Origin of the sequence: Mucilaginibacter gotjawali, assembly GCF_002355435.1 — a bacterium.
GTDB classification, from domain to species: domain Bacteria; phylum Bacteroidota; class Bacteroidia; order Sphingobacteriales; family Sphingobacteriaceae; genus Mucilaginibacter; species Mucilaginibacter gotjawali.
The window spans coordinates 3,579,172-3,592,452 of record NZ_AP017313.1 but is presented as its reverse complement, the minus strand read 5'-3'; the positions used below and the strand labels follow the sequence as shown (position 1 = coordinate 3,592,452).

13 protein-coding genes are annotated in these 13,281 nt (G+C 42.8%); all 13 read right to left on the bottom strand.

The features are described from left to right. Window positions 1-23 precede the first annotated feature (23 nt). The 13 genes from MgSA37_RS15930 to MgSA37_RS15875 all read right to left on the bottom strand — a co-directional run bounded on the left by MgSA37_RS15930 (window position 24) and on the right by MgSA37_RS15875 (window position 13,259). The gene (locus tag MgSA37_RS15930) at window positions 24-3,161 is read right to left on the bottom strand and encodes a SusC/RagA family TonB-linked outer membrane protein (protein WP_096353280.1); all 3,138 of its coding nucleotides are present in this window, start codon (window positions 3,159-3,161) and stop codon (window positions 24-26) included. Window positions 3,162-3,523: 362 nt separating this feature from the next. After that, the gene (locus MgSA37_RS15925) at window positions 3,524-4,261 is read right to left on the bottom strand and encodes an outer membrane beta-barrel protein (RefSeq protein ID WP_096353279.1); all 738 of its coding nucleotides are present in this window, start codon (window positions 4,259-4,261) and stop codon (window positions 3,524-3,526) included. 290 nt (window positions 4,262-4,551) lie between these two features. Further along, entirely contained in the window at window positions 4,552-4,959 is a 408-nt protein-coding gene (locus tag MgSA37_RS15920; RefSeq protein WP_096353277.1) for a DUF6855 family protein, read from the bottom strand. 4 nt (window positions 4,960-4,963) lie between these two features. Continuing rightward, window positions 4,964-5,287: a hypothetical protein gene (locus tag MgSA37_RS15915; protein ID WP_096353276.1), complete on the bottom strand. Its 324-nt coding sequence runs from the start codon at window positions 5,285-5,287 to the stop codon at window positions 4,964-4,966. Between the two features lie 57 nt (window positions 5,288-5,344). Next, a complete protein-coding gene (locus MgSA37_RS15910; RefSeq protein WP_096353274.1) occupies window positions 5,345-5,791 on the bottom strand; it encodes a DinB family protein in 447 nt (148 codons plus the stop codon). 146 nt (window positions 5,792-5,937) lie between these two features. Next, window positions 5,938-6,096: a lmo0937 family membrane protein gene (locus MgSA37_RS28275; protein WP_157750594.1), complete on the bottom strand. Its 159-nt coding sequence runs from the start codon at window positions 6,094-6,096 to the stop codon at window positions 5,938-5,940. Between the two features lie 157 nt (window positions 6,097-6,253). Beyond that, a complete protein-coding gene (locus MgSA37_RS15905) occupies window positions 6,254-7,375 on the bottom strand; it encodes an ABC transporter permease (protein WP_096353273.1) in 1,122 nt (373 codons plus the stop codon). Next, window positions 7,372-8,478: an ABC transporter permease gene (locus tag MgSA37_RS15900; RefSeq protein ID WP_096353271.1), complete on the bottom strand. Its 1,107-nt coding sequence runs from the start codon at window positions 8,476-8,478 to the stop codon at window positions 7,372-7,374. The genes MgSA37_RS15905 and MgSA37_RS15900 overlap by 4 nt, the downstream gene beginning before the upstream one ends. 55 nt (window positions 8,479-8,533) lie before the next feature. Further along, window positions 8,534-9,274, bottom strand: coding sequence for an ABC transporter ATP-binding protein (locus MgSA37_RS15895; RefSeq protein ID WP_096353270.1), 741 nt, complete (start codon window positions 9,272-9,274; stop codon window positions 8,534-8,536). A 1-nt stretch (window position 9,275) separates the two neighbouring features. Then, window positions 9,276-10,142, bottom strand: coding sequence for an ABC transporter ATP-binding protein (locus MgSA37_RS15890; protein ID WP_157750593.1), 867 nt, complete (start codon window positions 10,140-10,142; stop codon window positions 9,276-9,278). 199 nt (window positions 10,143-10,341) lie between these two features. Further along, the gene (locus tag MgSA37_RS15885; protein ID WP_096353268.1) at window positions 10,342-11,280 is read right to left on the bottom strand and encodes an HlyD family secretion protein; all 939 of its coding nucleotides are present in this window, start codon (window positions 11,278-11,280) and stop codon (window positions 10,342-10,344) included. 19 nt (window positions 11,281-11,299) lie between these two features. After that, window positions 11,300-12,619, bottom strand: coding sequence for a TolC family protein (locus MgSA37_RS15880; RefSeq protein ID WP_197706007.1), 1,320 nt, complete (start codon window positions 12,617-12,619; stop codon window positions 11,300-11,302). 13 nt (window positions 12,620-12,632) lie between these two features. Further along, complete coding sequence (locus tag MgSA37_RS15875) at window positions 12,633-13,259, bottom strand: TetR/AcrR family transcriptional regulator (protein ID WP_096353267.1); 627 nt, start codon at window positions 13,257-13,259, stop codon at window positions 12,633-12,635. Between the last annotated feature and the right edge of the window lie 22 nt (window positions 13,260-13,281).

Below are 13,281 nucleotides of genomic sequence, written 5' to 3'. Positions count from 1 at the left end.
TTTTAAAGTTTACACCTGTTTGCTTACAATTTGATATTAAGGTTTAACCCGATAGTCCTTGAATAGGGAACTGCCGGTGCCTCCAGCCCCTGCGTATATATCGATGCAGAATAAGTTGATTCAGGATCAATATTTGGTGTATGTTTAGTTATAGTGAATACATTGTGACAAACAAAACTCAGTTTTAACCCATGTATTTTATTGTTAAACAGCTTTTTTACCGGGAAATCATAACCTAACGTCAACTGCCTGAACTTAATAAAGCTGGCATCATACACAAACATTCCCTGGTCTGCTGCCTGCCAGTCGCCATAATACCCCGATGCATATTGCTGGTTGGTACCATAGAGCAGATCCCGGCCGGGCAAAGTTAATTTTGAAAGCCCCTGCTGGTAGGCGATAAGGTTAGTGTTTGAAAATAATTTACCGCCAAATTTTCCGTCGATCAGGAAGGAAAGGTTAACCGGTCCGAAGTGAAATGAGTTGTTGATACCGCCGGTCCAGGGGTTCTCGGCCGACCCATAATCTTTAGGTTGTGCAAGCGAAGGGTCCGGCGCTCCCAATGCAGGGTCGATAATGATTTTTCCCTGGCTATCCCGGGCCGGGTCCAATGCAATAATTTGCATGGGCTCTTTACCTACTATTTGCTGGGTATATGCAGCCGATCCCCAATCCTGGGCTTCATAACCGAGCGTAATTTGCGGCTGTCCGCCAAGCGAGATTACTTTGCCTTTGGTATAGGAAGCGTTAAAGTCGATATCCCAGGTAATATCCCGGCTCTTAACCGGCGTTCCACCTATTGCCAGTTCAAGGCCATTATACCTGAGTGTTCCTACATTAAGAAGGGCCGAATTGTAGCCCGATGTATAATCAATAGTAACCGGTACAATATCATCTATCACTTTCTTCTGATAAACAGCAAGGTCAAACTTTAACCTGTTTTTAAAGAAATCCATTTCAAGGCCCGCTTCAATTTCACGCCTTGATGAGGGTTTTAGTGCACTGTTCGGCACCTGCCCGTTTCCGGCAGTACCTATCGGGAAAATTCCATTGGTAATAGTTAAGGTACCGGCAATGGCATAGGTTTGCAATGTTTGGTAAGGATTATCAGCAGCCCCGCCTACGTCTGCGTAGCTGAGCCTGATCTTTCCAAGGTCCAACGCTGGTATATGCAGCAACTCCGAGAAAACAAATGAACCGCTTAATGATGGATATAAATAATTGATCTTTCCCGGCGCCAGCGTTGAATACCAGTCATTGCGGCCTGTTACAGTCAAATACAGGAAATCTTTGTAAGACAGATCGGCACTGGCGTATACTGATTCAAATTCTTCATTATTTAAGGAATAGTTATCCGTAAGGTTTTCAAGGTTGCCGATATTATATAATAATGGGATGGCAAAATTTTGGCCTGATGCGGTGAAGTATTCCTGAACCGACTTCCGGTAATTTACGCCGAACAATAAATTAGTGGAGAAGTTTTTACTGAATTTGATCTTTTTTCCTGTAGTCAAATCTATATTAAGTTCTGTTTGTTTAACGTTTTGCTCGTACATATCTCCATTAACACCCTCGTCAACCAAATAGCCCGTGCCAATTGGTTCTATATTGGTATTACGGTCGCTGGTATAATCATCGGCAACTGCAAGGCCGATAAAAATGCCGTTGTCAAAAGTGTATTTGGCATTGGCCGAACCCGTAAAACGGTTGCGGTGAATAGCGCCCTGTAACTGATAAGCTGCAAAATAGGGGTTAGTGGTGTAAGGGTCAGCGAATGGATTTAACTCATTGCCATTGGCCATAGTTCCGTTGCCAAACGGACCTGCCAGGGTGGTAATGTTTATATTCGGCGGAACAAACATTGGGCCCCAGTTCAGGTTACCAACAGCATCAGACACGTTGGGTGCGTTTTGGGTATATTCAGATACATACTGCGAGGAAAGGTCGAGCGTTAAACTTTTTGCCAGTTTAAGATTGGTTGTCTGATTAAAAGTGAGCCGTTTGAGTCCGGCATTTGGTACATAGCTTTGGTCGTATAGGTCGCTTACCGAAAAACGGGTTGCACCATCGTCCCCAAAACCTTTGCTAAATGCAACCGTGTTGGTGAAATTGCTGCCGGCGTGATAAAAACGACCGAGATTGCCTTTGGCTGCTTCTGAGTACGGCCTCTTTACCCCATCAAACTGGAATGTTTTTGTCCCGTCAAGCGGGGCTCCCCAGCTTGATTCCATTGATCCGAGTGCATCCGCTGCGTTTACCGGCTTGGCGCCATTATATCCCTGCCCATATTGTGTTTGAAAATTGGTCTCATCAATCACATTTTCGCTCACATAGTTTGAATTAATTTCAACGCCCAGGCCTTCGCCGCTTTTACCTTTTTTGGTAGTGATCAAAACTACTCCGTTTGAACCGCGGTAGCCATACAATGCGGTAGCTGCCGCTCCTTTTAATATAGAGATTGTCTCAATATCGTCCGGGTTAATATCGCCGATGCCATCGCCGCCGTCTTTGCCCCCGTAACCGCCACCAACATCCGTTGTGGCGTAATTATTATTAACTAATGGAATGCCATTTAACACGTACAAAGGCTGGTTGTTACCCGTCATGTTGGTAATGCCGCGGATAATAACATTGCTGGCTCCATTAGGGCCGGTAGCAACCCCGCTAACGTTTACCCCGGCAACCCGGCCTTCCAAGCTGTTTACGAAGCTATTTTCGCGCACCTCGGTAATGGATGCCCCTTTTACTTCAGATACTGAATAGCCGATGGCCCTTTTTTCCTTGGTAATACCCAGTGCGGTAACCATTACATCCTTAAGCTGCGTGGTTGATTGTTTTAATTTTACATCGATGGAGGTTTGGTTAGTTACCGTAAATTCAATCCGGTCATAGCCGATCGTATAAAAAACCAGTACGCTTCCGGGGGGCACGGTTATCGCATACGCTCCGTTTACATCGGTAGCCACCTTATTGGTGCCCCCCTTCACGCTCACGGTAACGCCGGCAAGCTGCTCTTTTGTTTCAGCATCAGTTACTGTTCCTTTGATTACCTGCCCCGCCTGCGCCATGGCATTACCTATAAGAAGCAGGACGAATACAGCCGTTAAGCAAACATTTTTTAAAATAAAAATAAAACTTTTGTAGTAGAGTGTTTTTTGCATACAATAAAATTTTAGGTAAAAAACTAATGATCAAATCTTGCAGCACTATTTTACGATAAAAAAACAGCTTTCATCCCCGGGTGGTTCGGGAGAGGATTGCGGCTGTGTTTCAGCATAAAAACCAGGAAGTATTAAAACAGGGATACTTTAGCTAAAATAATAAAAAAATGTTTTAAAAGTTAATGTAACGCAAAAGTTATAATTATTAAAGCGGCGTAGGCAGGTTTTTAGGTATAGCCATTGAAGATTTTTAACACATTGCTGCTGCTTTTGTGGTAATAAGTTGTCAAAAACAAAAAAGCAGCTGTTGATGCAGCCGCTTTTACTATTTTCGAAAAATTGTTTCTTGTTAACTGCAGGGATTAAAACTTAAGGGTCATACCAATAGTTGTTTGAATCTCGCTTATCGGAAGCTTGGTTTGGAAACGGCCTACCGTGCCGGTGTCGCCACCGGTATTTTCAATTTTTAAACCGCTTGAAGTTACATAGTTAGTCCGAATGCCTACATCCCATGAATCGCTCAGCGCATAACGCAAACCTGCGCTGCCTCCATATGCAAAAGCGGTGGCACCAGAGCTCAACTGGTTATAGGTAGATCCCGAATTAGATGAATTATTAAAAACAATGATAATTGATGGCGTGGACGAACTTTTAATCAATCCGGCGTCAGCCCTTAGGTCCAACGTGAAATTTTTATACAAAAACGAATATTGTGGCCCGGCCATCAAATTGAGGTTATGGTATCGGTTTACCGTAGTTACTGAACTTTGGTTCTTGGTAAAACTGGCATTGTAGCCATTTGCAAGGTTTTGGGCGTCGGCCTGGCTTAATTCACCCTGGTCCTGGAACGAAAAGGTAGCGCCAATTGCCAGGCTTTTATACACATACACTGCAGCGTCTAAGCCGAATGTAGGGCCTTTTTTAGCAAACCCCGATTTGTTATCGCTGTAATTGGTGGATGCAAAGCTACCCAGCGGGATTGATGTGCCACCCATAAATGTCAGGTAACTTTTAGCAACCGGTTTGTCATCCTGTGCTTTTACGTTTAAAGAGAATAAGGAAATTAAAATTGCAGATAAAATAGTAAGGTGTTTTTTCATATAAAAGTGCCGGAGTAATATTTTGTTTTATGCCATTATCAGCCTGATGCAAAACGCATCGGTTATGCAAACGTATAAAGGATTCTAATAGTATCTATATCAATTCTTAAAAAATGTTAAATTTTGCATGTAACAATAGCAATACGTGCAATTTTAAGAATTTTAAAGGCATTTTTTGAGATAAAAGATATTTTATTCAGTTTGTTATCCAATCGTGTTCATTCCCCGGCAGTGAATACGCGAAATGAAATATTGATCGGCCATATTTGAAGGCACAAATGCGGCCCAAACTACAGTGCTTTCATTTTATTCCCTTTTGCATCGTGCGTAACCTCGGCCAACCCAAGTTTTTCCATTAACGGCGGGATATACATACCAAAGCGCCCGCGAAGGCCTTTCTTAAGGCCGTACCATCCGCCCACAGGGTTTTTGTCCGACCGGCCCCAGGCTTCAACAGTACCTTCTTTGGCAGGTTTTTGTTCATCTGCGCTGCCCAGTTCCATCCAGTCGGCATGCTGTTTCAGCATTGCATGCAGGTCTGCCAAACAATGGTAGTCATACAGCAATACCGTCTTTCCAACGGTGCATACTAAAACGTCTTTACCGTCTTTTACATCAAAATGCATGGTGTATTCCGACGATAATGGTGGGGTTTTTAATAGGGTTGGGTTTTCTTTTGTGCCGATCTGTTCTTTCATAAGTTTAATTTATTTTTTCGTTAAATATTTGTTTTGATGAGCCCACCAGTGTTAAAAATTCCTGTTTCGGAGGTGAATCAAGGCCGCTTTGTTTCAGCTCTGACTGGAAAGTTTGAAAGGAAACAAGGTCGAAAAGTATTTGCTGGTATTCTTCGGTGCTGAAAAAGGCAGTATGCGTAAATGATTTACCATCAGCCCCCATACATACGTGATAAAAAATACCCGGATGTGCCAGCTCCTGCAGATCGCTCATTACCTTTTTGATATTGCGCTGGTTTTGCTCTGCGTATCCTGCTGTGGTGGTATAGGTTACCTTAACTATTTTCATTTTTTGATAAAGTAAATGTTTCAGCCTTAAAACTTATCAACGGTCAGTCCATTTATTTTAACAGTCAAATTGCCTTAAGTGATGATCGTTGTGTTTATACGCAAAGTAGCCCACCTGTTCCTTTGTCATTTTTCCGAAAAACCAATGAACGAAACCAGGGTTTGAAAAATCCCCGTATTCCCTGATCGAAGCAATCCATTTAGCTTTCTCCGCAGCAAGATTGCCTTTGGTTTCAGTTATCTTAAAATCTTTGCCGGTAGGTGCATTCCGGCTCATAGGTTTGTCATCTTTCAGCATACCCTTTAGGGCTATTTTGCCAATAACCCGCCCGAGAAATGTCCGTTTATAATTCCGTTTGCCCAAATAATTTTCGTCTGCCAGTATGCAATGTTTTATCGTCTGGTATACATTCATTTTACCCCATTGGGCGAGGCTGTTTTCATTCAGGTTATTAATTCTTTCAATTAATTCGCGTCTTGTTTCTTCGTCAAAAACTGTTTTCATTTATATAAAAATCAGATGGATTTAAGGTTGTTTAAATATAAGCGATTAATTTATTTAAGAGGAGATGATCGTGAAAATATTAAGCCGGTATACCAAAAAAAAAGGCGACCCGCAGGGCCGCCTCGATATGAAATAAACAATTCGTTTTAAATGACAGAGGTATCACCCCTGATTAAGCCGATAAGAATTGAAATAATTGCTATTACAAGCAAAGCATGAATTATTCCACCTGCCGAGTAAGCAAACACGCCAATCGCCCATCCAATTATCAGGATGACAGCGATAATATAAAGGATTGATCTCATAATATTTTGTTTTTAGTAAATGTATTTGCCATAACAAAATAATCATGCCAAATTGCCGGCAAACATATCACATAGGGTAAAAGTCCCTTTTGTGTTTACAAAAAACTACAAATGGTAGAATTTTGCATAAAAAATGAACAAATAAGGTAATCCGGACCTAACCGGTCCTTTTCCGGTAATTTAAAACAGCCCAGCCGTTAAAAAAAAGTGCAAAACCTAAAATAGCCACAATATGGAACCTGATATCCGTAAGCCCGCTGCCCTTCAACATCACCATCCTCATTACTTCGATAAAATAGGATACCGGGTTAAATTTGGTAATCCATTGTGCCCAGGTCGGCATACTTTCAATAGGAGTGTATAACCCACTAAGCAGGTTAAATATCATCGTCACAAAAAACGATACGAGCATAGATTGTTGCTGGGTTTGCGCGTAGGTGGACAATAACAATCCGAGCCCCAGAACCGCCAGCAGGTATATCGAAGCGAAAATATAAATAGTAAAATAGCTGCCCAGCGGAATAATTCCGTAAACAACCCTGGCAATTATTAAACCTAACGTGAGCACACTAAGGGCCAGCATCCAGAAGGGGATAAGTTTGCCTAAAATAAACTGCCATTTTTTTATCGGGCTCACATTAATCTGTTCGATGGTGCCCAATTCCTTTTCACGTACGATATTGTTTGCCGCAAATGAGGATCCGATCATCGTCACCAGCATCACCAAAATGCCCGGTACCATAAATACCTTGTAGTTCATGTGGGGGTTGTACCAGTCGGAATACGTTACGTCAATCGTGGGCTGCGGGCTATACCTGGGCGCCTGGATCCATTTCATGCGGACATTCTGGTTATAGCCCTGTATGATTTGCTGCACATAAGCCCCGCCCAGGCCCGCCTTAACACCGTTAATGGCGTTCACGGCGATAAATAACGTTGCCTGGTTGTCTTTTACCAGGTCGCGCTCAAAATGCGGCGGAATTTCTACTATCAGGTCGGTTTTATCCAGTTCAATGGCTTTCAGGCCCTGGTTAAAGGTTGGGCTGTAATCTTTAAGTTTAAAATATCCGGAGGCAATAATTTTATTGGTGAGGATGCGCGAATATTCGGTATGATCCTGGTCAACCACCCCCAGGTTAATGTTTTTTATTTCATAATCGGCAGCAAGGGGTAAAATAAGTAACTGCACCATCGGCATAATAAACAACACCCTGATGATCCCCGGATCGCGGAATATCTGCTTCAGCTCTTTCTGCAATAAAAATTTCAACATTCTCATGCCAGCCTGATTTTAAAATTATAAATACTGATACCCAGCAGTGTCATGGTCATGCCCACCAATATCAGCGTTTCTTTCCAAACAGCGGTAAATCCAAGCCCCTTTATCATGATGTCCTTAATGATGATATAAAACCATTTCGACGGCACCACGTTTGAAATGACCTGCATCGGCACCGGCATGTTTTCTATCGGGAACATAAAGCCGCTGAACAATAGCGTGGGCAAAAACAAGGACATCATGGCAATAAACATAGCCGTTTGCTGCGTTTTTGCGCTGTTAGAGATCAAGATGCCCAATGACAGCGAAGTTATGGTAAACAAGGTGCTCTCTGCCATCAAAAGCCATAAGCTGCCCACAATGGGTACATCCAATACATAAACACTGAGCAGCAAGATACTGGTAATGTTAAGCAGCGAGACAAATAAATAGGGGACAGCTTTCGCAATGATGATCCGGAACGGTTTTAAGGGTGATACCAGTATCACTTCCATCGTGCCCATTTCTTTTTCTTTTACAATGGCGATAGATGTCATCATGGTGCAAACCAGCATCAGCACCAATGCCATTACACCCGGTACAAAGCTATAAGCGCCCTTTAATTCAGGGTTATACAGCATGCGTACCTGTGTTTTTATAGTATAAGGTAATTGCTCATTATTAGTTAAACTTTGCTGGTAATCGTTGATGATGGAACCAGCATAGTTGGTAAGTGTGTTGGCTGTATTTGGGTCGGATGCATCAGCGATCAATTGGATCTGCGCATGGTTGCTGTGCAGCAGATCGTACCGGAAATTGACCGGAAAAATAATCGCCAACCTGATCTTTCCCTGCCTGAACGTTGCGCCCACATCCTGGTACGAATGCACATTTTTTACCAGGTTAAAATAGCGACTCGCCGCAATTTCTTTGGAAATATCGGTTGACGCCTGGTCCTGTGACTGGTCAAAAATGGCAATATTCGAATTTTTTACCTCGTTGGTCAACGCGAAGCCATACAGGATGATTTGTACGATAGGCATCCAGATCAGGATAAACAGGGTGCGCCGGTCCCTCCAGATATGGAGCCACTCTTTTTTTACAAAAATTAAAAATTGCTTCACGTTGTTAATCGTTTATTAAACCGTATCAATTAAACAATGACCTAATGACATAAACCTAATCTCCTGTCCGCACCGCTTTCCGGGCCAAATGCAAAAACACCTCATCCATTGAACTTGCCGAATGATTTTTCATTAAATTTGCCGGTGTATCAAGCGCGTCGATCCTGCCGTCAACCATGATCGAAACCCGGTTACAATATTCCGCTTCATCCATGTAATGGGTGGTTACAAAAATGGTGATCCCCCTTGCCGATGCTTCATATATCAGGCCCCAAAATTCACGGCGGGTTATCGGGTCAACACCGCCGGTTGGCTCGTCCAAAAAAACAATCGCGGGTTCATGCACTATCGCTATGGAGAAAGCCAGTTTTTGCTTCCATCCAAGCGGCAGGGCTTTTACCAATGTTTTTTCCTGTCCCTCCAGGTGCAGCAGTTTGATCAGCTGCGCCGTTTTTTCTTTAATCCGATCATTGCTCAAACCATAAATACCACCGTAAAAACGGATATTCTCGGTAATAGTCAGGTCTTCATACAGCGAAAACTTCTGGCTCATATAGCCGATGTTTTGTTTGATCTTTTCGTTTTGTTTATAAACATCAAATCCCGCAACCGTGGCCTGGCCTGATGTAGGCAACAGCAAACCGCAAAGCATCCGCATCGCCGTAGTTTTTCCGGCGCCGTTTGCTCCCAAAAAGCCAAATATTTCACCCTTTTCCACATCAAAGTTGATCTTGTCCACAGCGGTAAAATCCCCGAACTTTTTGGTTAAATCTTTTGCGGTGATAACTTTTTCCATCTTAATCGTTCATCAATGCCATAAAACAATCTTCAATATTTGGTTTGATAGCCTCAATCTCCACATCGGTATAATGCCCGGCCTTTGCTAAGTTCTCCAGCTTTTGTTTGCTGTTTTCCTGCGTTTTAAAAACCACGTGATGGTACTGCCCGAAGGGATAACAGCTTTCAACAGCCGGATCATTCTTAATGGCATTCATCAGTTTGTACATTTCGTTAGCCTTAATGGCCCATAAAGGTTTTTCAAATTGGTCAATAATGCCCTCAGGGGTATTTATTGACAGAATTTCGCCTTTTTGAATTAAGGCTACACGGTCGCAAAGGCTGGCTTCATCCATATAGGCGGTTGATACCAGTATGGTAATGCCCTGTAATTTTAGCCGGTGAAGCATGTCCCAAAATTCTTTGCGGGATACTGCATCCACACCTGTTGTTGGCTCGTCAAGGAACAATACGGAGGGCTTGTGGATCAGCGCGCAGCACAGGGCCAGTTTTTGTTTCATTCCGCCTGACAGCTGGCCAGCTTTCCTTTCTTTAAATGGCTCAATCTGCAGGTAAATTTCTTTGATCAGCTCGTAGTTTTTTTCGATGGTGGTATTAAAAATAGTAGCGAAAAACTCGAGGTTTTCCTGCACCGAAAGGTCCTGGTATAATGAAAATTTGCCCGGCATATAACCGATGCGGTTCCTTATTTCTTTATAATCCTTTATTACATCAAACCCATCCACCCATGCGTTGCCGCTTTCGGCAAGCAACAAGGTGGTTAATATGCGGAACAGGGATGTTTTACCCGCGCCGTCGGGGCCTATGATGCCAAAAATCTCACCCCTTTCAACAGTAAACGAAACGCCTTTAAGGGCAGCTACCACTGTTTTTTAACGTGATATTTTTGAATAATATTCTCGACAACTACGGGCTTCATGCTTTAATTCGTTCAATGTTTTTTTATTCTGATATTTGTTGGCCTCACCTAAATCCCTGCCTGCGGCCGGCAGGCTCTCCAAAGGAGAGGACTTGAACCACTTGCTTTTAAAGAACCCTCTCCCTTGGAGAGGGCAGGGTGAGGCTTTAAAACTTTACTTCGCCGTACATCCCTATCTTCAGGTAGCCGTCGTTTTTTACATGGATCTTTATCGCGTACACCAGGTTGGCCCGTTCATCTTTTGTCTGGATGGTTTTTGGTGTAAATTCTGCCTTGTCCGATATGAAATTGATCACCCCGTCGTAGGTGCGGTAATTGCTGGCATCCTTATCCACCAAAACCTTAACATGCTGGTTTAATTTTACCTGTGCAAGCTGCGTCCCGGTGATATAAGCTCTCAGTGTTACAACCGAAAGATCGCCTATTTTATACAGGGCTTTGCCCGCCGAAGTTACTTCACCCGCCATTGCGTATTTAGTAAGCACGGTGCCGTTGACCGGGTTTTTAATATTGGTACGTTTCAGCTGGTCATTGATCTGAGCTACCGATTTGCTCAACGGTTTTGCTTCACTCAAAACGCTGTTGTTCTGCGTGCCGGTGGTGGTTTCCTGTACTTTTATTTGCTGTTCGTTTACTGCGATCTGTTTTTTTAATACCTCGATCTGGTTGTTCCAGTCGTCCAGTTGTTTGGTGGTGGCGGCATCTGCTTTTATCAAACGCTCTGTACGTGCCTTTTCAGTCATTGCGTTTGCCAGTTGTGTTTTTTGTACAGCTATTTGGTCTTTAAGCATTTGTACCTGCGGCCCTACGTCCATTGTCTTTTCATGCAGTGCACTTATCGATGCCTCCACCTGTGCTTTTTGCAACTCAAGTGGAATAGAGTCTATGATGCCTACAATGCTGTCTTTTTTGAGCAAAGAACCTTCGTCGATATTCAGCGACAGGATCTTCCCGGGCACTTCCGACGACACAATCACTTCATCCACCTCAAATGTGCCTGATGCATCTGATAAATGATCATTTAAACTACATCCTGTAAATAGCAGGGGCATTATCATGATGTATAAAAATATCCGTGTTTTCATGCGAGTAATCTTTTGTTTCTTAATTTTTGATATTGCCTATGGTAGTCTGGTAACTGTATTCGGCCTGTAAAAGCTGCATTTGGTGCAGGATGAGGTTTTGCCTGGCCTGGTCTTCATTATTTACCTCGTTAATATAATCATGTGCGCTTAGCACACCGTTTTCAAGCTGCGCGCTTGCCGCTTTTTTTACCGATTCGCGCAGCGCGATGATGGCATCATCGTTTTTTACCAGCTGCATATATTTTTCTATATCGGCGTTTTGCTGTTTTTGAGTGACGCTGGTATTAAACAGGAAAGTTTCTTTTTGTATATCCAGGTTTTTCCGGTTGATATCAAGTAATTCCCGTTGATTTTTTAAGGTATATAAGCTGCCTAAATTCCAGCTGAGCTTTAAGCCGCCAATATAATACCATTGAAAATTATTGCTCAATGGGTTTAAGCCGGGCCTGCCGTATCCACCCTGGGCGAAAAAGCCAAAATGAGGGCGTAATTGCGCATTTAACAGTTTGTCCTGCAAGTCGAAGGTTTTTTTCTGGTATTCATAGGTCATTAGTTCCGGCCTGCTGATGGTTTGGCTAAGCTGCGGCTCAGCGGGTTTTTCAAGCACGGTATTTTCGTCCAGCGGGCTATTGATAAACAGGCCCAGCATATTCAGAAAAGCTTTTTTTGTAGCAGTAAGTTCCACTCTCGCCTGTTCGGTTTGTAATATTTGTGCGGATAACTCATCCACGCTGCTGCGGTAGGCCATGCCGTTGGCCAGCAGCGCTTTTGCTTTGTCGATACCGTTTTGTACATCGGCTTTTAACAGGTCGTTTTGTTTAAGCTGTTCATTTACAAGCAGCGCCCCAAAAAATAACTGGTTCACGCGGTCGTACAAGGCATACAATTGAACTTCAAGGCTTTGTTGCTGTATGATTTCATTCGCCTCAGCATTTTGCTTTTGGTTGCTGATAACGCCGCCATCATATATGGTCTGGTCCAATTCGCCAAATATTTTATATTGATCCTTACTGTAATTTGGTAAGGTAAAGCCTTTTATGGGGATAGAAAATGGAAATGTGGTTACGTTGGATTGATAGGTTGCCTGCCCGTTTACCGAAAATGCCGGCAAATAACCCTTGGCTGCATTTGAAACAGAGTATTCTTTTGTTTTGGTGATCAAATCCCTTTGTTTTATCAACGGATAATTTTTGCGGGCGAGGCTATAACACTCATTTATAGTTAAAGATGATTGTCCTTTTGCAATCGGTGTAAAAAGGTTTGCCATCAAAAGCAGGAGCAGGATACCGAACCATTGTTGGTTGAACGGAAATATTTTGGCCTTAAATATTTTGGTCATTTTGATAAAAAATTTAAAGGTTTATTATACTGACGATCCATAACGGGATTAATTTTTTGCGCTCTTCAATTATTTTTCTGAATTCCTCTTCGTTTACTATCCCGGTTTTGAGCATTAAAGGCCGCCCGATAAAAGGGAAGACGATGAGCCCAAGCATATTCATCATAATATTGACCGGATGAAAATTAAGTTGGCCTTTTGCCTGTAGCTGCCGGATCTGTTTGGCAAAGTGCGATTCTAAAAACAATTTCCCGTTTTCCGTCATTTTCGGGAGCATATCCGAACCTGATCTCATTTCACTTACCACGAATAAGGGCAGTTCAGGGTTTTCCAGCAATAACTCCAGGTAACTGTCCACTATCCCGCTTATCTTTTCGTTCAGAGTTGTAGATTCATCATAAATTACCGGCTTTATTTTGTCAAATAAAATTTTCATGGTTTCGGCCATGATCAGGTCGAATAGCTTTTCCTTACTCCTGAAATAGTAATTCACTAAAGCCAGGTTAATGTTTGCCTGGGCCGCAATATCTCTCACTGTGGTAGCGGCGTACCCTTTAGCGGTGAATACAACCCGGGCAGCCTCTTTGATCTTTTCTTCGGTTGAAGCGTCGGGATTTGTTATGTTACCAGGTTTATCCATGCTGCGAAATTTCCCTACAAAC